Source organism: Pseudomonas sp. JH-2 (assembly GCF_036231725.1).
In the GTDB taxonomy this organism is placed as follows: Bacteria; Pseudomonadota; Gammaproteobacteria; order Pseudomonadales; family Pseudomonadaceae; genus Pseudomonas; species Pseudomonas delhiensis.
This window is the reverse complement of record NZ_JAZAQP010000052.1, coordinates 17975-37517: the sequence shown is the minus strand read 5'-3', so window position 1 is coordinate 37517 and position 19543 is coordinate 17975. Positions and strand designations below refer to the sequence as shown.

Below are 19543 nucleotides of genomic sequence, written 5' to 3'. Positions count from 1 at the left end.
CGCACCGGCGGCGCCCACGGTGCTCCATGAACTTTCGCATCCTGCTGATCCTCGGCGCGCTGAGCGCCTTCGGCCCCATGGCCATCGACTTCTACCTGCCCAGCTTCCCGGCGTTGGCCGCGGCCTTCGGCACCGACGTCGAGCACGTGCAGATGAGCCTGTCGGCCTACTTCGCCGGCCTGGCCATCGGCCAGCTGCTCTACGGCCCGCTGGCCGACCGCTACGGCCGGCGCCTGCCGCTGGTGCTGGGGGTGAGCATCTTCACCGCGGCCTCGCTGGCCTGCGCCTTCGCGCCGAACCTGGAATGGCTGATCGGCGCGCGTTTCGTCCAGGCCCTGGGCGGCTGCGCCGGCATGGTCATCTCGCGGGCGGTGGTGCGCGACCTGTGCGACCCGATAGCCGCGGCCAAGGCCTTCTCGCAGCTGATGCTGGTGATGGGCCTGGCGCCGATCCTCGCACCCCTGGGCGGCGGTGCGCTGCTGGGGCTGTTCGGCTGGCAGTCGATCTTCCTCTGCCTGGTGGCGTTCAGCGCCGTGGCCGGCAGCGCCATCGCCCTGTGGCTGCCCGAGACCATCCCCGCCGGCCCGCGGCCGCCGCTGTCCGGCGCCCTGGGCGAGTACCGCCGGCTGTTCGGCGACCGTTCCTTCCTCTGCTATGCGCTGACCGGTGGGGTGGCCATCGCCGGGATGTTCGCCTACATCGCCGGCTCGCCCTTCGTCTTCATCCAGCTCTACCAGGTGCCGGCGGAGCACTACGGCTGGATCTTCGGCAGCAACGCCGCCGGCTTCATCCTCATGGCCCAGGTCAACGCGCGCCTGCTGCGCTACCGCGGGCCGGGGTTCTGGCTGCGCCGCGCGGTGTGGGTGTACTTCCTCTGCGGCCTGGCGCTGCTGGCGATCACCCTGTACCGCCCCGAGCACCTGCTGGCCCTGCTGGTGCCGCTGTTCGGCGCCATCGCCAGCCTGGGCTTCCTGCTGCCCAACTCCTCGGCCTGCGCCATGGCCGGGCAGGGCAGTCACGCCGGCAGCGCCTCGGCGCTGATGGGCAGCCTGCAGTTCAGCGTGGCGGCGCTGGCCTCGGCCCTGGTCGGGGTGCTGCACGATGGCAGCGCGCTGCCCATGGCGGTGGTGATCACGGTATGCGGCGGCTGCGCGGCGCTGCTGGGCTGGTTCACCGGCCAGATCAGCGAGCGCACCGTCTGAACCGGCTCAGCCGGCCACTGGCTGCTCCGTGCGTGGCAGCGCGTGGGGCGCGCGCAGGCGAGCCTCCAGGGTGCTGACGAAGAGCCGCGCCTCCTGCTCGTTGCGGAAGTCCACGGCGAACTGATCGAGGCAGACCTGCCAGCGCTTGCCCTGGGCGCCGGCCGACGGACGAACGAGTATGTGCATGGCGCGACACCCGTGTCTGTGTTGGGGGGGAAGCTGAGTGTAGTTCCGCCTGCCGCGCTGTCCGGGGCGAATCGACAATCGGCGCCGGGCCCTCAGGCGCCGCCGCGGCCCTCGCCCAGGCGGGCCCGGTAGGCGCTGGGCGACAACCCCATGACCTTGCTGAAAAGTCTTGAAAAATAATAGCTGTCGTCATAGCCCAGGGCCTCGCTGACCTGGGCGACGCTGTGCCCGCTGCTGTCCAGCAACTGGCAGGCGTATTCGATCTTCAGGTGCAGGAAGTGCTGCACCGGCGTGCGCCCGGTGAGCGCGCGGTAGCGGTTGACGAAGTGGAACTTCGACAGGTTGCAGAAGGCCGCCAGCCGGGCCAGGTCCAGGCGCTGGTGCAGGTTCTCGCGCATGTAGGCGTGCAGGCCGTCCAGGTCCAGCCCGCCCTCGCGCAGCGGGCGCAGCAGCGGCAGCTGGCAGAGCAGGGCGCGCAGGCGGCTGGCGGCGAGCAGGAAGGGCTGGAAGCGGTAGCCGCTGTGGCGCGCCTCGAGCAACTGGGCGAAGCCGCCGAACAGGGCATGCTGCACGCCCCAGTGGCGCACCGGCGAGGCCCCGTAGCCGGCGGCCTGGCGCAACCAGGCGGCGCCGTCGCCGCGCAGGTGCACCCAGGAGATGGTCCAGGGCTGCGCGGCGTCGGCGCGGTAGGCGTGGGCCATGCCCGGCGGCAGCCAGACCAGGTCGCCGCAGCCGACGGTCATGGCCTGGGGGCCGCCTGGGCCCTCCACCAGCAGGTGGCCGATGCCTTCGCTGCAGTAGATCAGCAGGTGGTCGTCGTGGCGGTCGCGGCTCATCTGGTGGTCGCGGGCGCGCCGGTAGTGGCCCAGGGACGTGGGGTAGAGGTCGCGGCTGAGCGGGTGCGCGGCCAGCTTGCCGAGCAGCGTGGGCGGCAGCAGCAGGCGCAGGCTGTCGGCGGGAAGCGGCCAGTCCGAGGTACGTGACATCTGGGTAGCGGGCTCAGCAATTTAATCCATCAAGACCACAATTTAGTCGATCTTGGCGCCTGCGTGCGGGTGATAGCTTTGCCCGGGAGGAAGGAGATGTGATGCCCTTCCGCAATAAAAGCCGGTTTGCCCCGCGGGCAGGCCGGTTAGGCCGAGGGGCGTGGTCTCGCAGGAAGGTCCCGCCGGCTTACGACCAAAGGTTGATGGCGGGCCCCCGCGGCCTGTCCATACTCGTTATTCGACCTCGATAAAAACAATTCAGAGGGTCAGATGATGAATTACCGGCAATCCTACGCCCGCTCCGTTGCGGACCCTGCCGCCTTCTGGGCCGAACAGGCCGAGGCCGTGGCCTGGTACCAGCGCCCGCGCAGCATCCTCGAAACACTCCCCGACGGCAGCCACCGCTGGTTCGCCGATGGCCGCCTGAACAGCTGCTACCTGGCCCTGGACCGGCAGATCGCCCTGGGCCGCGGCGAGCAGGCGGCGCTGATCTACGACTCCCCGGTCACCGGCGTGCAGCAGCGCTTCAGCTTCCGCGAGCTGCGCGACGAGGTGGCGCGCCTGGCCGGCGCCCTGCGCGCCCTGGGCGTGGGCAAGGGCGACGGGGTGATCATCTACATGCCCATGGTGCCGCAGGCGGCCATGGCCATGCTGGCCTGCGCGCGCATCGGCGCGGTGCACTCGGTGGTGTTCGGCGGCTTCGCCCCCTACGAGCTGGCGCTGCGCATCGACGATGCCAAACCCAAGCTGATTCTCACCGCCTCCTGCGGGCTGGAGTTCGAGCGCGTCATCGAATACAAGCCGCTGGTGGACAAGGCCCTGGAACTGGCCCTGCACCAGCCGGCCCACGTGCTGGTCTGGCAGCGCCCGCAGGCGATGGCCGAGCTGCACGCCGGGCGCGACCTCGACTGGCGCGAGACGGTGGCCCACGCCGAGCCGGCCGACCCGGTGGAGGTGGCCAGCGGCGACCCCCTGTACATCATGTACACCTCCGGCACCACCGGTAAGCCCAAGGGCATAGTGCGCGACAACGGCGGCCACGCGGTGGCCCTGCACTATGCGCTGCCGACCATCTTCGGCATGCAGCCGGGCGACGTCTGGTGGGGCATCTCCGACGTCGGCTGGGTGGTCGGCCACTCGCTGATCGTCTACGGCCCGCTGATGAACGGCTGCACTACGGTGTTCTACGAGGGCAAGCCGGTGCGCACGCCGGACGCCGGCAGCTACTGGCGGGTGATCCAGGAGCACCAGGTCAACGCGCTGTTCTGCGCGCCCACGGCGATCCGCGCGATCCGCAAGGAAGACCCCAATGGCGAACTGCTCGGGCAATACGACCTGGGTTCGCTGCGCCAGCTGTTCCTGGCCGGCGAGAAGCTCGACAGCAGCACCCACCAGTGGCTGGAGGAACTGACCGGCAAGCCGGTGTTCGACCACTGGTGGCAGACCGAGACCGGCTGGCCGGTGACCGCGCCCTGCACCGGGCTGGGCTGCCAGGAGCAGCGCGCAGGTTCCAGCAACCTGGCGGTGCCCGGCTACGCCGTGCAGGTGGTGGACGAGGAGGGGCGCCTGCTGGCGCCGGGGCAGACCGGCTCGATCGTCATCGGCCTGCCGCTGCCGCCCGGCTGCGCGCAGACCCTGTGGAACGACCACCCGCGCTACCTCAGCGCCTACCTGCAGGCCTTCCCCGGCTACTACCACACCGGCGACGGCGGTTTCGTCGACGAGGATGGCTTCGTCCACATCATGGGCCGCACCGACGACGTGATAAACGTCTCCGGCCACCGCCTGTCCACCGGCGAGATGGAGGAGCTGCTGGCGCTGCACGAAGCGGTGGCCGAGTGCGCGGTGGTCGCCGTGCAGGACCCGCTCAAGGGCCACGTGCCGCTGGGCCTGGTGGTGCTCAAGGACGACGCGCGCATCACCGAGGAACAACTGCAGCGCGAGCTGGTGGCGCTGGTCCGCGAGCGCATCGGCGCGCTGGCCTGCTTCCAGCGCGCGGTGGTGGTCAAGCGCCTACCCAAGACGCGCTCGGGCAAGATCCTCCGCGCCGTGCTGCGCAAGATCGCCGACGGCGAGGACTACGCGCCGCCGTCCACCATCGACGACCCGGCCATCCTCGGCGAGATAGCCGCCCGGCTGCAGGCCGTGGGCCTCGCCCGGGCCAGCTGAACCCACGCGCCGGCCCGCGGGCCGGCTTTCCTCCAGGGCCGCGGTGCGGCCCTTTTTTTGTCCGTGGCGGACCTGTAGGAGCGGGCCCTGCCCGCGATTTCGCGCGCAGGGCGCGCTCCTACAGGGGAACGGCGTAGGTGGGGCAGCGCAGGAGCGGATCTCATTCGCGAACCGCGCCGGAATGTCCGGCTATCGCGGACAAGGTCCTACGTCCGTGCTCGACCGTAGGGCGAATAACCGTTCGCGGTTATCCGCCGCCGGCCGGAACGCCGGTGCCCGACGGCGGCGGATAACGCCGTAGGCGTTATGCGCCCTACGGGTTGGAAAGAGGCGGCGCAGCCTGCAAGACAGTTGCTCCTACGCTCGTGCTTCCCTGGAACCGTAGGAGCGGACTCCGTCCGCGATTTCGCGCGCAGGGCGCGCTCCTACGTGTCACCTCGGCACGGCCAACGCATAGGCATGCCAACCCTCAGAAAACCGCGAACCCCGTTACCTTTCCGATGATTGGCGGATATTCCGGCTATGAATACGGAATCCGCTGTCGATACAGAAGAGGATGTTCCGTCGGAATATGTCGTATTTATCTGAGAATGCTGAATTATTTAGTGGCAAAACGCCGGGTTATGTAACAAATTCGGCTTCAAATAGCCCGGTCGAGCTACTAGGCTCGGCTACGACGGATCCCCAATAAGAGCTAGAGCAAAGAGCCAGGGCATGACCGATTTCTCGACGCTGCCACTCCCGCCGGAAACCGCCGGCCCGCCGGGTGGCAGCCGCTTCTATCGCCCGCCGCTGCCCGCCGGCTACGTCAGCCGCGCGCGGCTGTGCCAGCGCATGGGCGCGGGCCTGGGCGGGCGCCTGCTGCTGCTCAGCGCCCCGGCCGGGTTCGGCAAGAGTTCCCTGGCCATCGAGTTCTGCGAATCCCTGGCGCCACACTGGCGCAGCCTGTGGCTGGGCCTGAGCGCGCGGGACAGCGACCCGGGGCGCTTCCTCGAACGCCTGCTGGAAGGGCTGCGCCTGTACCTCCCGGGCCTGGGCGACGACGCCATGGCGGTGCTGAAGATGCGCCAGCGCCACCAGCCGTTCGCCTTCGAAGCCTGGCTCGACGACCTGCTCGACGAACTGGCCGAGCGCCTGTCCCCCGAGGCGCCGCTGCTGCTGGTGCTGGACGACTACCACCTGGCCCAGGGCGCGGTGCTCGACCGCTGCCTGCAATTCCTCCTCAACCACCAGCCGCCCGGCCTGGTGCTGTTGGTCACCAGCCGCCAGCGCCCAGACTGGCACCTGGCGCGCCTGCGCCTGTCGCGCCAGTTGCTGGAGCTCAGCGAGCAGGACCTGCGCCTGACCGCCGAGGAAACCGCCGCCCTGGTCTCGGCCAGCGGCACCCCGGCCAGCGAGGCGCTGGTCGAGCGCCTGATCGAACGCAGCGAAGGCTGGATCGCCGGCCTGCGCCTGTGGCTGCTGGCGCACCCCGAGGGCCTTGGCGGGCAGGCTGCCGACGCGCCGCTGAACGGCACCGAGGAACTGATCCGCGACTACCTGCTGGAAGAGGTGATCGACAAGCAGCCGCCCGAGGTCCAGGCCTTCCTGCTGCACACGGCGCGCTTCGAGCGCTTCTGCGGCGAGCTGTGCGACGCCCTGCGCGACAGCCACGACAGCGCCGCCATCCTGCGCCACCTGCAGCGCCACCAGGTGTTCCTGGTGCCGCTGGACGAGCAGGGCCAGTGGTTCCGCTACCACCACCTGTTCTCCGACCTGTTGCTGGCCCGCGAGCTGCCCGCCGACGGCCCCTCGGCGGGCTCGCTGCACCTGCGCGCCTGCCGCTGGTTCAGCTCCCGCGGGCTGCTCGACGAGGCGGTGGACCAGGCCCTGCGCGCCGGCCACCCGGAAGTGGCTGCGAGCCTGGTGCAGAGCCTGTCGGAAGAACAGCTGCTTGCCGAGCAGAACGTCGCCACCCTGCTGCGCTGGAAGATGGACCTGCCCGATAGCCTGCTGGCCAGCACGCCGCGGCTGATCGTGCTGTACAGCTGGGCCCTGGCCCTGGCCTGCCAACTGGATGCCGCCGAGGAACTGGGCGCCCAGCTGGCGCGTTTCCTGCCGGCCGCCGACGCCGCCACCCAGGCCGACCTGCTGGCCCAGTGGCAGGCCCTGGCCGGCATCATCGCCCGTGGCCGCGGCGACATCGAAGGCGCCGAACGGCATTGCGCCGAGGCCCTGGCGCACCTCCCGGCGGAACGCTCCGGGCCGCGCCTGATGTGCCTGTCGAGCCTGGCCAACCTGGCCATCGTCCGCGGCGACTCCTGGGGCGCCCGCGGCCTCAACCGCGAGGCCCTGGAGCTGGCGCAGCGCTTCGGCAACCCCTTGCTGGAAGCGCTGGTGCACTACGATCGCGCCCGCGGCCTGCAGGCCCGCGGCGAGGTGTTGCGCGCCAGCGAGGAACTGGAACAGGGCCTGGCGCGCCTGGCCGGGCAACCGGCGCACCGGCGCTACGCCGTGCGCGGCCGCCTGCTGATCTACCAGGGCTACCTGCGCGGCCTGGGCCTGCAGGCCGACGAGGCGCGGCAGAAGCTGCGCGCCGGCATCGAGGAGGCGCGCGCCTGCCGCGACGTCAGCCTGGTGATCGGCTACTGCGCGCTGGCCGGCCTGGAAGGGCGCCAGGGCAACTACACCCAGGCCTTCGCCCAACTGGCCGAGGCCGAGCGCCTGATGCACGTGTGGGACGTGCCGCCGGTGTACTACCTGTCGGTCATCACCCTGGTCAAATGCGAGCTGTGGCTGGCCCAGGGGCAACTGGAGCTGGCCTCGGCCTGGCTGGAGCGCCTGAGCGAAACCTACTCCGGGGCCAACCCGGCGACGCCGCCGGAGTGCCACCCGCAGCTGCCGTACTACATCGAACTGCTGCAGGCGCAGCTGGCCCGCCGCGAGGAACGCGCGGGCGAAGCCGAGCGCCGCCTGCGCACGCTGATCGCCGCGGCCCAGCCGGCCGCGGCGCAGATGCCGGCGCGCCTGGCCCAGGCGCAGCTGGTCGGCCTGCTGCTGCAGCAAGGCCGCGAGCGCGAAGCCCGCGAGGCGCTGGACGCCTGCCTGCAGGGTGCCATCGGCGGGGCCCTGCTGCCCTTGCAGGAACTGCTCGTCCACGAACCGGACTGGCTGCGCGAGCAACTGGAACTGCGCGCGCCCTGTCCGCTGCAGCGCCTGTTGCTGCAACGCCTGCCGGCCCAGGCGGAACGCCCGGCGACCCTCGCCGACGGCCTCAGCGGCCGCGAGCTGGCGGTGCTGGAACTGATCGCCCAGGGCCTGTCCAACCAGGAAATCAGCGAGCGCCTGTTCATCTCGTTGCATACCGTGAAGAGCCACGCCCGGCACATCAACGACAAGCTCGGGGTCGAACGGCGTACCCAGGCGGTGGCCCGGGCGAAGGTGTTGGGGTTGTTGCGTTAGGGCGTTTCCCCGTCCTGTAGGAGCGGGCCCTGCCCGCGATTTCGCGCGCAGGGCGCGCTCCTAAAGGGGAACTGTGTGGTGGGGCGGCGTAGGAGCGGATCTCATCCGCGAATCGCGCTGGAACCGCCGGCGATCGCGGACAAGGTCCGCTCCTACAGGGGAGCACCGTCGTAGGATGGTGTTGAGCGAAGCGATACCCATCACCACGACCGCATGGGTTTCGCAGGCTCAACCCATCCTACGAAGAGCGCCTCGACCCCACGCTATTCCTTCGGCGCGCTCAGATCCAGCGCCTTCGGCGCCGGCGCACCCTTCGCCGGCTTGGCCAGCTGGCGCTGCACGTCGGCCTGGATGGCCTGCAGCACCGGCAGCAGGTCGCGCATGTTCTCCCGCACTTCCGGGTAGGGATGCTTGTCGGCGAAGGCCTGCACCCGCGCCAGCAACTGGCCGCGGGTCTCGCCGGGCAGGTGGATGAACAGCTCCGGCAGTTGCTTGGCCAGCTCGGCGCTGTACAGCACCAGGTCCTGGCGCTCGAACTGCGCGGTCAGGCCCAGGTAGTCCAGGGCGCTGCTGGTCAGCATGGCCGCGGCGGCCTTGGCCTCCTGCATGCCCTTCAGGCGCACCGGGTTGCGCTGCTCGCTCTGGGCCAGGGTCATCCAGAATTCCACCGTCAGGTTGAACAGGATGGCCTGCTCGCGCAGCGAGTAGCTCATCAGGCCCAGGGCCTCGGCGCCGTAGGGTTGCTTGGCGGCGCGGAAGTCGAAGTACAGGCGCATCAGCTCCTTGAGCTTGAACAGCACCTCGCGCGCCTCGTTCTGGCGCAGTTCCAGCGGCGCGTAGATGTTCATCTGCGGGCGGAAGTTCTCCTCGCTGACCATGCGCTGGTAGATCGGCCCGGTGAATTCGCCGCTGCGCCGCGGCAGGCTGTTGGCCTGGGTTTCCTCGATCTTCTTCAGGGCGTCGATCAGTTGCTGGTAGTCCTCGCTGGTCCAGGTGCGCTGGATGTCCGGGATGCGCTGGCCGAGGTAGTACAGCTCGTTGCCGGCGGCCGCGGCGGGGCGGCAGACGACCAGCAAAAGGATGGCCAGCGGCCACAGCAGGCGGCGTGTTAGGGTCGGCACGAACGGGCTTTCCTTGCGCGGGAGCGGTCGGCCTAGGTTAGCGACGGGCGGGGCCGGCGTCACCCCGCGCCTTGGTTGGGTGGAGGGGGCATGACGATCCAGGAATCCGGCGCGGTGCTGGCGGTGTTCGAGGACCTTGGCGGCTACGGCGCCCTGGCGCGCCAGGAGGGCAGCGGCGAGGGGCCGCTGGTCAACCACCTGCAGCGCGCCAACATCCAGCTGGCGAGCATCCCGGTGTTCGTCGCCAGGGGCCTGGCCGAGACCACGGTGAACGACCTGCTGGCGGCGGCCAAGGTCTCGCGGCGCACCTTCTACAAGTACTTCGACGGCAAGCTGGACGTGCTCGAGGGCATCTACCGCACCGCCGTGCAGCTGCTGCTGATGCGCTTCCGCGAGATGCGCACCGCCACCGGCAGCAGCGAGGCCTGGCTGCGCGCCATGGTCGCGCGCTTCTTCGACTACCACCAGGCGGTGGGGCCGATCATCCGCCTGATGCACGAGGAAGCGTTACGCTCCGACTCACCCCTGGCCGCGCACCGCCGCCAGGCGCTGCACGAGTTGCAGGCGCTGCTGGAGGAACGCTTCGTCGGCGAGGGCGTGCGGCACGCGCCGCTGACCTACCAGGCGCTGCTCTGGGCCCTGGAGGCGGCCTCCCACGAGCTGCTCGGCGGCGCCGTGCGGCCCGACCTGGAGGAGGTCAAGCGGGTACTGGGCGACCTGCTGGTCGACAGCCTCTGCAAGCGCACTACCTAGGTTGGGCGCAACGCGTTGGGGCGCTGTGCTCTGATCAGGCATCGACAACAACGCGCACCGGAGTGCCCCATGTCCGCAACCTACAGCCTGCAGCCGCCGCTGGCGGCCGGCTTCGCCCGCCTGGGCTTCGGCGCCCTGCCGCTGGAAGCCCTGATCGACCGCTACGCGCCTGCCGAAGCCGGCTCGCGCTTCATCGAGGTGGACGGCTTCCCGATCCACTACCGCGACGAGGGCGGCCGCGACAAGCCGGTGCTGGTGCTGGTGCACGGGGTGATGGCGTCGCTGCACACCTGGGACGGCTGGGTGGCCGAGATGGGCCGGCACTTCCGCATCGTCCGCCTCGACGTGCCCGGCTTCGGCCTCACCGGCGGCGGCCGCGACCGCGACTACAGCGGCGAGCGCCTGGTGAAGGTGTTCGGCCTGTTCCTCGAGCGCCTGGGGCTGGACAGGGTGTCCATCGCCGGCAACTCCCTGGGCGGCTACATCGCCTGGAACTACGCCCTGGCCCAGCCGCACAAGGTGGAGCGGCTGATCCTGGTCGACCCGGCCGGCTACCCGATGAAGAAGGTGCCGCTGATGATCGCCAGCGCCGCGCTGCCCGGCGCCGGCCTGCTGATGCCGGCCTGGATGCCGCGCGCCCTGGTGGCCCAGGGCATCCGGGAGGTCTACGGCAACCCGCAGCGCATCCAGCCCGGGGTGGTCGACCGCTACTACGACATCAGCCGCCGCCCGGGCAACCGCCGCGCCATGATCGACATCTTCCGCGTGCTGGTGAAGGCCAACCGCGAGGAACTGCCGGGCACCCCGGCGCGGGTGGCGCAGATCAAGGTGCCGACGCTGCTGATGTGGGGCGAGCGCGACCGCTGGATCTCGCCGAAGCACGTGCCGCTGTGGCAGCGCGACCTGCCGGGGCTGCAGGTGAAGACCTATCCCGGCGTGGGGCATATCCCCATGGAGGAGATCCCGCAGCAGACGGCGGCGGATGCGTTGCGGTTCCTGCATGCCTGATCGGGCGTTGCGATGAAAAAAGCCCCGGTTCGCCGGGGTTTTTTCATTGGGAGGCGGCTTTTCGTAGGAGCGAGCTTGCTCGCGAACAGTGGTTACCGGTGACGTAGGTGTTGGGTTCAAGAGCGCCCTCTCCAACCCTCGGCTGCGCGCCCCGCCCTGAAGGGAGAGGGGGCTGTCTGGAGCTGCCTGGAATTCCGGCATCATCCTTCCGCCTCGTCATTCCCGCGAACGCGGGAACCCAGTGCCGTTGTCGCCGGACTCCGGTGTTCCGGCCAACGGCGGATAACCGCGAACGGTTATCCGCCCTACGCTTGGACAATCGTCCCCTGCAGAAACACCAACGCCCCGGCTGGGCGGGGCGTCGGCGGGGCATGGGCTGGTTCAGCCCGCGTGAGCCATCGGCTGCGGATCGTATTCCTTGCGCACCTGGTACAGCAGGTCGAGGTTGTCGTGCTGCCAGGGGTGGAAGTCCTTGCGGAAGAAGTCGCGGTACTCGCGCAGCAGCGGGCGGAACACGCCTTCCTTGCCCCAGCTCCACTTCAGGCCGTCGCGCCACACCCGCCAGTTCCACAGCAGGCCGTCGCGCTTGAGCATGTGCACCAGGCCGCGGAAGGTGTCGAGGACGAAGAAGAAGGTCGCCATCACCATCGCCCGGCGCAGCAGGCGGCGGCTGCCGCAGACCTGGTTGTAGACGTCGAAGGCCACCGCCTTGTGCTCGGTCTCTTCCAGGGCGTGCCAGCGCCACAGGCGCTGCATCACCGGCTCGGCGCCCTCCAGGGTGCGCGGGTTGGTGAGCAGGCCGTTGGCCATGATCGCGGTGATGTGCTCCAGCGCCGCGGTGGCCGCCAGCTGGCGGCGGGTGCTGAATTTCTTCTGGGTGTAGCGGATGCGCGCCTGGGCCAGCTTCTCGATGCGCGTGATGTCGTAGCCGAGGTCTTTCAGGCGCTGGCTGTACACCAGATGCTCGCGGCTGTGGTGGCCTTCCTGGCCGATGAAGCCGCGGATCTGTTCCTTGAGCACCGGGTCGGCGATCTGCTCGCGGAAGTTGCGCACCGAGTCGATGAAGAAGCGCTCGCCATCGGGGAAGAGCACCGACATGGCGTCGAACAGGTGCGACTTGAAGGCGTCGCCACCATGCCAGTGGCGGGGCAGCGGGTCGGGCAGCTCGAAGTCCATGTGCCGTGGCTTGATTTCCAGTCCTGCGGGGGTCGTGCTGGCCATGACGGCTCCGTTAGTGTGGGTTTCCATGGAACCGATCTTGGGCTTGCGAGGGAAGGCTCACAAGGTTATCTTCTGCCAACTTTCCGGTCATATCCGGCCAGCGGTCAGAACAAGAAGAAGCCCATGAAACAACCGCTCAACTTCACCGCCGAGCTGGTCCCGGTGGCTTACGCCCAGGCCCTGCTCGACCTCGCCGAGGAGCTCGGCGTGCCGCGCCAGCGCCTGTTCGAACTGGCCCGGGTGCGCCCCGAGGTGCTGCACAGCCCGGCCGGGCGCCTGTCCTTCATCGACTTCAACCTGCTCGCCGGCGCCGCCCTGGCCAACTGCGGCGAGCCGGCCTTCGGCCTGCTGCTGGGCCAGCGCCTGAACGTGTCCACCCACGGCATCCTCGGCTACGCGGTGCTGTCCAGCGCCAACCTGGAAAAGGCCATCGACTTCGCCCTCAAGTACTACCGCGTGCTCGGCCTGGCCTACGACCTGGAGCGGGTCGAGGAGCAGGACCGCTCGCAGCTGCGCGCCAGCGAGTCGATCCCCCTGGGGCCCATGCAGCGCTTCGCCGGCGAGGGCCTGATGACCAGCCTGTACACCATCGCCCGCTTTCTCGTCGGCGAGCCGCTGCAGGGCGTGGAGGTCGGCTTCGCCTTCCCCGAACCGCCCTATGCCGGGCGCTACACCGAGGTGTTCGGCGTGGCGGCGGCCTTCGACCAGCCGTTCCACTACATCAGCCTGCCGCGGGAATACCTGGGCCGCCCCATGGCCCTGGCCAACCCGGCCACGGTGCAGATGTGCGAGCAGCAGTGCGAGGCGCTGCTGGCCAGCCTGGACGTGCAGGAAGGCCTGCTCACCCGCATCCGCCGCCTGCTGCTGGCGCGCCCCGGCGAGTTCCCCGACCTGGACACCGCGGCGCGCGAGTTGCACACCAGCGGCCGCAGCCTGCGCCGGCACCTGTCGAGCCTGGGCACCACCTACCAGCAGGTGCTGGACGACGTGCGCAAGCGCCTGGCCCTGCAGTACCTCACCACCACCCACCTGCCGCTGTACGAGATCGCCCTGCTGCTGGGCTTCAACGACCCGTCGAACTTCCGCCGGGCGTTCCGCAAGTGGACCGGCAAGTTGCCCACCGACTACCGCAGCGACTGAGTGCGGGGAGTTGAAGCGCAGCTGCTTTGCCGTCACCCTTGGCGTTTGTCGAAACTTGCCAGGACATGCCCCATGGACGCCGCCCAGCCCGCGCTGATCCGCGAAACCTTCCCCGTCGGCCCCCTGCAGTGCAACTGCACCATCATCGGCGACCCGCTGACGAAGAAGGCCATCGTGGTCGACCCCGGCGGCGACCACGAGCTGATCCTGCAGCGCCTCGACGCCCTGGGCCTGAAGGTGGTCAGCATCATCCACACCCACGCGCACCTGGACCACTTCCTCGCCTCCGGGCAGATGAAGGAGAAGACCGGCGCCACCCTGCACCTGCACCAGGGCGACCAGTTCCTCTGGGACAACCTTGAGATGCAGTGCCGCATGTTCGGCGTGCCCTACCAGCCGGTGCCCTCGCCGGACCAGTGGCTGCAGGACGACGAGGAACTGGCCTGCGGCTGCGGCGTGGCGCTGCACACCCCGGGGCACACGCCCGGCTCGATGAGCTTCTGGTTCCCCGGCGCCAGGCTGCTGATCGCCGGCGACACCCTGTTCCGCCGCGGCATCGGCCGCACCGACCTGTGGGGTGGCGACTACGCCACCATCGAGCGCTCGATCAAGACGCGCCTGTACAGCCTGGACGAGGAGGCCACCGTGGTCACCGGCCACGGCCCGGATACCCGCCTGGGCGATGAAATGCGCGAGAATCCGTTCATCCGTGCTTAAGGTTGCTGTGGAATCTTTTGCACGTCCTGAGCTCTAACCTGCCGCCCGGGAAAGGGCGTATCGCTATTCGAGGAGTCTTCCTTCATGTTCACCGCACGTCGTCTGTCCATGGTCGCGGCCGTCACCGCCTTCGCTCTCATGGCCGGTTGCGCCTCGCAGAACCCCTATGACCCCAACACCCAGGTCCCGCCGGAAGGCGGCGTGAGCAAGACCGCCAAGTACGGTGGCCTGGGCGCGCTGGCCGGTGCCGTGGCCGGTGCCGCCATCAACCACGACAACCGTGGCAAGGGCGCGCTGATCGGCGCCGCGGTGGCCGGTGCGGCCGCCGCCGGCTACGGCTACTACGCCGACAAGCAGGAGGCCCAGCTGCGCCAGCAGATGCAGGGCACCGGCGTGCAGGTGCAGCGCCAGGGCGACGACATCAAACTGATCATGCCGGGCAACATCACCTTCGCCACCGACTCGGCGAACATCGCCCCGTCCTTCTACGCGCCGCTGAACAACCTGGCGAACTCCTTCAAGCAGTTCAACCAGAACAGCATCGAGATCGTCGGCTACACCGACAGCACCGGCAGCCGCCAGCACAACATGGACCTGTCGCAGCGCCGTGCGCAGAGCGTGGCCACCTACCTGACCTCGCAAGGCGTCGACGGCACCCGCGTGAGCACCCGCGGCATGGGCCCGGACCAGCCGATCGCGAGCAACTCCACGGTCGACGGCCGCGCGCAGAACCGCCGCGTCGAGGTCAACCTGAAGGCCCTGCCGGGCGCCCAGGGCACCGCGCCCCAGGGTGGGCAGCAGTATCAGTAAGCGTTGCCTGGATGAAAAAGCCCGCCGGTTGGCGGGCTTTTTTTGTTGGGGGCAGGGGTATTGGTCGTGCCACCGGGACGTCCGGCGTGGTCGGTGACTCCAATCGCGGACGGAGTCCGCTCCTACGACCGTGCTTCCCTGAACCGTAGGAGCGGACTCTGTCCGCGATTCGGCGGATAACGCCGTAGGCGTTATGCGCCCTACGCCGGGTTTGACCGTGACGTAGGGCGGATAACCGTTCGCGGTTATCCGCCGTTTCACCTTCACCACAACCCACGTCAAGGTCGAACCCGAAGTCGCCCTACGGGTTTCCAGCGCCGCGGTCACCCTTCGCGGGCAAGCTCGCTCCTACAAATACGAAAAGCACACACCCTCAAGCCTTGGCCCCAGCCGGATACTCGCGGTGCAGCTGCGCCAGCAACTGGTCCTTGCGCTCCCACAGCTGGTTCACCCAGCGCTGGAATTCGGCGCGGTAGTCCGCGTCCTGGTCGTAGCTCTTGCCGATGAACTGCCGCGGGATCTCCAGTTCCTCGAAGCGCACCACCACGCGCTTCAGGCGCCCGGACAGCAGGCACCAGAAGGTCGGGCTGCCGTCGGGGTAGTGGATGGTGACGTTGACCAGGGTGCGCAACTGCTCGCCCATGGCGTCGAGGACGAAGGCGATGCCGCCGGCCTTGGGCTTGAGCAGGTGCTGGAAGGGCGAGCCTTGCTCGTCGTGCTTGGCGCGGGTGAAGCGGGTGCCTTCGAGGAAGTTGAAGATGGCCACCGGGATGCGCTTGAACTTGGCGCAGGCCTTGCGGGTGGTGGCCAGGTCCTGGCCCTGCTTCTCCGGGTGCCTGGCCAGGTAGGCCTTGCTGTAGCGCTTCATGAAGGGGAAATCCAGCGCCCACCAGCACAGGCCGATGACGGGCACCCAGATCAGCTGCTGCTTGAGGAAGAAACGCAGCAGCGGGAGGCGGCGGTTGAGCTGGTACTGCAGCACGAGGATGTCGACCCAGCTCTGGTGGTTGCTGGTGACCAGGTAGGAATGGTCGTACTCCAGGCCCTCCAGTCCTTCGACGTTCCAGCGGGTGCGCTGCACTAGGTTCATCCAGCCCTTGTTGCAGCTGATCCAGCCTTCGGCGATCAGCCCCATGATCCGCCGGCACAGCGCCTGGGCGGGGGCGAAGGGCAGCAGCAGCTTGAACAGCGTCATGCCGAACAGCGGGATGCACCAGCACAGGGTGCTGACGATCAGCAGCAGGCCGGCGAGCGAGCCGCGCAGGGCATGGGGAAGGAAGTTGAGCATTGGCGTTCCTTGTACATGGGCGACGCACGGGGCGGCGCGTGGTCGGGGTTCCGGCCCCGCTGTTGGCGGTGGCACCTTCCTGTGCCGGCGTTGGCCTGGGCCGCCCGCGGGCGGCCCTCCTGGTGTCAGGTCTGTTGCGTGTCGGCCTGGATCGCGGTGAGCGCGATGGTGTAGACGATGTCTTCCACCAGGGCGCCGCGCGACAGGTCGTTCACCGGCTTGCGCAAGCCTTGCAGCATGGGGCCGATGCTGATGCAGTCGGCGCTGCGCTGCACCGCCTTGTAGGTGGTGTTCCCGGTGTTCAGGTCGGGGAACACGTACACGGTGGCGCGGCCGGCCACCGGGCTGTCGGGGGCCTTCTGGCGGCCGACGCCGGCGACGGCGGCGGCATCATACTGCAAGGGCCCGTCGATCAACAGATCGGGGCGTTTTTCCTGCGCGATGCGCGTCGCTTCCCGCACTTTCTCGACATCCGCGCCGGTTCCCGAGTCCCCCGTGGAGTAGCTGATCATCGCCACCCGCGGGGTGATGCCGAAGGCCTGCGCCGAGTCGGCACTCTGCAGGGCGATTTCCGCCAGGTCACTGGCCGAAGGGTCGGGATTCACCGCGCAGTCGCCGTAGACCACCACCTGGTCGGGCAGCAGCATGAAGAACACCGAGGACACCAGGTTGTAGCCGGGCGCGGTCTTGATCAGCTGCAGCGCCGGGCGGATGGTGTTGGCGGTGGTGTGGATGGCCCCGGAGACCAGGCCGTCCACCTCGTCCAGGGCGAGCATCATGGTGCCCAGCACCACGTTGTCCTCCAGCTGCTGCTCGGCCATGGGCGCGTTGAGGTTCTTGCCCTTGCGCAGCGCCACCATGGGTTCGACGTAGCGGCTGCGGACCCGGTCCGGGTCGATGACCTCGAGGTCCGCGGGCAGGGCGATGCCGAGCATCTGCGCCACCGCCTGGACGTCGTCGGGCTTGGCCAGCAGCACGCAGCGGGCGATGCCGCGGGCGTGGCAGATCACCGCCGCCTGCACGGTGCGCGGCTCGCTGCCCTCGGGCAGGACGATGCGCTTGCCGGCGTGGGCGGCGCGCTGGGTCAGCTGGTAGCGGAACACCGGCGGCGACAGGCGCGGCTCGTGGGGCGCGCCGCAGCGCTCGCGCAGCCATTCGAAGTCGATGTGCCCGGCGACGTACTCGGTGACGCGCTCGGCGCGCTCGCGGTCGTCGATGGGGATTTCCTTGTTCATCCGCGTGAGGTCGCCGGCGGTGTCGAAGGAGCCGGTGTTCACCGTCAGCACCGGCAGCCCGCTCTGCAGGGCGCTGCGGCACAGCTCCATGATCCGCGCGTCCGGGGCCAGGCCGCTGCACAGCAGCAGGCCGGCCAGGGGCACGCCGTTCATCGCCGCCAGGCACGCGGCGAGGATGATGTCGTCGCGGTCGCCCGGCACCACCACCAGCACGCCGGGCTTGAGCAGGTGCACGGTGTTCGGCGCCGAGGGCGCGCAGAGGATGATCTTCTGCACGCGGCGCTGCTCGTAGTCGCCGGCGTTGAGCACGCTGGCGTCGAGCAGGTCGGCCACGTCGCGGGTGCGCGGGGCGTTGAGGTCGTCCTGCCAGGGGATGCAGCCGAGCAGGCGGAACTCGCCGCCGCGCATCAGCGCCGAATGCTCGCTCAGGCGCGAGGCGAAGCGCTGGGCGGCGGCCTCGCCTTCCAGCGGGCGGCCTTCGCCGTCGACGTCGCGGACCTTGTTGAGGATCACCCCGAGCAGTTTCGGGTCGTGGGCGCCGCCGAACAGCTGGGCCTGGATCTCCAGGCGGTCGCACAGCTCGTTGAGCGTCTCGTTCTCCGGCGCCGAGACCAGGATCACCTCGGCGTCGGTGCTCTTGGCCAGGTGGAAGTTGATGCGCGCGGCGTAGCTGACGTGGCGGGTGGGGACCATGCCCTCGATGATCATCACGTCCTGGCCCTCGGCGGCGGCCCGGTACTCGTGGATGATGCCTTCGAGCAGGTCGTCCAGCAGGCCGTCGCCGAGCATCCGCTCGACCTTGCCCAGGGGCAGCGGGGTGGGCGGCTTGAGGCCGTGGGTGCGGGCCACCAGCTCGCTGGAGCGTTCCGGGCCGTCGTCGCCGGGCTGCGGCTGGGCGATGGGTTTGTAGAAGCCGACCTTCAGGCCGGCGCGCTGCAGGGCGCGGATCAGGCCCAGGCTGATGGACGTGAGGCCCACGCCGAAGCCGGTGGGGGCGATGAAGAAGGTGTGCATCCGGGCTCCTTAAGCCGTTCGGTTTCGCTGCGGCCCTTGTGGGGCCGGAGAAGCAATCTTCAGCCGAGCACGGCCAGGGTGTCGAGGGCGATCTGGCGTTCCTCGTTGGTCGGGATCACCAGCACCCGCGGGTGGCCCTGCGCGTGGATCGGCCCCTCGACGCCGCGCACGCAGCGGGCGTTGGCCTCGCCGTCGAGCTGCAGGTTCATCACGTGCAGGTGCTGCACCGTGAGGTTGCGCACCAGGGGCGAGTTCTCGCCGATGCCGCCGGTGAAGATCAGCCCGTCCAGGCGCGGCAGGGCGCAGCTCATGGCCGCCAGGGACTTGGCCAGGCGGTAGCAGAACACCTCGATGGCCAGGGCCGCGTTGGCGTGGCCCTGCTCGCGGGCGTGCTCCAGGGTGCGCATGTCGTTGGACAGCCCCGACAGGCCGAGCAGGCCGCTGTCGTGGTTGAGCATGTGGTCGATCTTCTCCAGGCTCCAGCCCAGGGTGCGCGCCAGGTGGCTGTGCAGGTTGGGGTCGACGTCGCCGCTGCGGGTGCCCATCACCAGGCCTTCCAGCGGCGTCAGGCCCATGCTGGTGTCGCGGCTCTGGCCCTCGGCGATGGCGCAGGTGGAGCTGCCGTTGCCCAGGTGCGCGCAGATCCAGTAGCTGTCGCCCAGGGCCAGGCCGCTGATCTCGGCGGCGCGGTGGCTGACGTAGCGGTGGCTGGTGCCGTGGAAGCCGTAGCGGCGCACGTGCTGCTCGCGGTACAGCGGCTCCGGCAGGGCGTAGCGGTAGGCGCGCGGCGGCAGGCTCTGGTGGAAGGCGGTGTCGAACACGGCGACGTGGGGCAGCCGTGGATAAAGCGCCATGGCCGCCTCGATGCCCAGCAGGTTGGCCGGGTTGTGCAGCGGCGCCAGGGGCACGGTGTCGCGGATCGCCTGGAGCACCTCGGCGTCGATCCGGCAGGCCTGGGTGAAGCGCTCGCCGCCGTGCACCACGCGGTGGCCGATGGCGTGCAGCGGGCCCTTCACGGCCTGCTCCACCAGCGGCAGCAGGCGCGCCAGGGCCGCTTCGTGGCCGGCGCCGTCGCCCAGCTCCAGGCTGTCGCGCTGGCCGCCGCGGACCCAGCCGAGCACCGCCCCGGGCTCGCCCAGGCGCTCGGCCAGGCCGTGGAGGACGAAGCCCTCGCTGTCCTCGCTGGCCAGGGCGAACTTGATCGAGGAACTGCCGCAGTTGATTACCAGGATGTTGCGTGCCGCCATGCTTG

Annotated in this window: 15 protein-coding genes; 8 read left to right on the top strand and 7 right to left on the bottom strand. The window is 69.5% G+C overall.

Annotated features, from left to right (window positions below; translation table 11 throughout):
* Positions 1–26 precede the first annotated feature (26 nt).
* On the top strand, positions 27–1202 hold the full coding sequence (locus tag VV867_RS26040) for a multidrug effflux MFS transporter (protein WP_328567952.1): 1176 nt from the start codon (positions 27–29) through the stop codon (positions 1200–1202).
* A 6-nt stretch (positions 1203–1208) separates the two neighbouring features.
* Here the strand turns inward: VV867_RS26040 and VV867_RS26035 are convergent, their stop codons facing one another.
* Positions 1209–1388, bottom strand: a complete 180-nt coding sequence (locus VV867_RS26035) for a hypothetical protein (protein WP_109934182.1) — start codon at positions 1386–1388, stop codon at positions 1209–1211.
* Positions 1389–1480: 92 nt separating this feature from the next.
* Positions 1481–2374, bottom strand: a complete 894-nt coding sequence (locus VV867_RS26030) for an AraC family transcriptional regulator (protein WP_328567951.1) — start codon at positions 2372–2374, stop codon at positions 1481–1483.
* Positions 2375–2647: 273 nt separating this feature from the next.
* Here VV867_RS26030 and VV867_RS26025 point away from each other — a divergent pair, with 273 nt between their 5' ends.
* Both VV867_RS26025 and VV867_RS26020 read left to right on the top strand, forming a co-directional pair.
* On the top strand, positions 2648–4543 hold the full coding sequence (locus VV867_RS26025) for a propionyl-CoA synthetase (RefSeq protein WP_328567950.1): 1896 nt from the start codon (positions 2648–2650) through the stop codon (positions 4541–4543).
* Positions 4544–5257: 714 nt separating this feature from the next.
* Positions 5258–7984, top strand: coding sequence for a LuxR C-terminal-related transcriptional regulator (locus tag VV867_RS26020; protein ID WP_328567949.1), 2727 nt, complete (start codon positions 5258–5260; stop codon positions 7982–7984).
* Positions 7985–8247: 263 nt separating this feature from the next.
* On the opposite strand, the gene VV867_RS26015 is transcribed toward VV867_RS26020, so the two are convergent.
* Entirely contained in the window at positions 8248–9105 is an 858-nt protein-coding gene (locus VV867_RS26015; RefSeq protein ID WP_109934179.1) for a hypothetical protein, read from the bottom strand.
* A 90-nt stretch (positions 9106–9195) separates the two neighbouring features.
* On the opposite strand from VV867_RS26015, the gene VV867_RS26010 reads away from it, so the two are divergent.
* Both VV867_RS26010 and VV867_RS26005 read left to right on the top strand, forming a co-directional pair.
* Positions 9196–9858, top strand: coding sequence for a TetR/AcrR family transcriptional regulator (locus VV867_RS26010; RefSeq protein ID WP_328567948.1), 663 nt, complete (start codon positions 9196–9198; stop codon positions 9856–9858).
* 69 nt (positions 9859–9927) lie between these two features.
* A complete protein-coding gene (locus tag VV867_RS26005; RefSeq protein ID WP_109934177.1) occupies positions 9928–10866 on the top strand; it encodes an alpha/beta fold hydrolase in 939 nt (312 codons plus the stop codon).
* A 381-nt stretch (positions 10867–11247) separates the two neighbouring features.
* Here the strand turns inward: VV867_RS26005 and VV867_RS26000 are convergent, their stop codons facing one another.
* Complete coding sequence (locus VV867_RS26000) at positions 11248–12087, bottom strand: metal-dependent hydrolase (RefSeq protein WP_109934176.1); 840 nt, start codon at positions 12085–12087, stop codon at positions 11248–11250.
* A 123-nt stretch (positions 12088–12210) separates the two neighbouring features.
* On the opposite strand from VV867_RS26000, the gene VV867_RS25995 reads away from it, so the two are divergent.
* The 3 genes from VV867_RS25995 (at position 12211) to VV867_RS25985 (ending at position 14754) form a co-directional block, all read left to right on the top strand.
* Positions 12211–13227, top strand: coding sequence for an AraC family transcriptional regulator (locus VV867_RS25995; RefSeq protein WP_109934175.1), 1017 nt, complete (start codon positions 12211–12213; stop codon positions 13225–13227).
* 72 nt (positions 13228–13299) lie between these two features.
* A complete protein-coding gene (locus VV867_RS25990) occupies positions 13300–13944 on the top strand; it encodes an MBL fold metallo-hydrolase (RefSeq protein ID WP_109934174.1) in 645 nt (214 codons plus the stop codon).
* Between the two features lie 84 nt (positions 13945–14028).
* Positions 14029–14754, top strand: a complete 726-nt coding sequence (locus tag VV867_RS25985) for an OmpA family protein (RefSeq protein ID WP_109934173.1) — start codon at positions 14029–14031, stop codon at positions 14752–14754.
* Between the two features lie 373 nt (positions 14755–15127).
* Here the strand turns inward: VV867_RS25985 and VV867_RS25980 are convergent, their stop codons facing one another.
* From VV867_RS25980 to VV867_RS25970, 3 genes are all read right to left on the bottom strand, one after another.
* On the bottom strand, positions 15128–16042 hold the full coding sequence (locus VV867_RS25980) for an acyltransferase (protein WP_109934172.1): 915 nt from the start codon (positions 16040–16042) through the stop codon (positions 15128–15130).
* Between the two features lie 125 nt (positions 16043–16167).
* Positions 16168–18291, bottom strand: a complete 2124-nt coding sequence (gene pta, locus VV867_RS25975) for a phosphate acetyltransferase (RefSeq protein WP_328567947.1) — start codon at positions 18289–18291, stop codon at positions 16168–16170.
* A gap of 59 nt (positions 18292–18350) precedes the next feature.
* Entirely contained in the window at positions 18351–19538 is a 1188-nt protein-coding gene (locus VV867_RS25970; protein ID WP_328567946.1) for an acetate kinase, read from the bottom strand.
* Between the last annotated feature and the right edge of the window lie 5 nt (positions 19539–19543).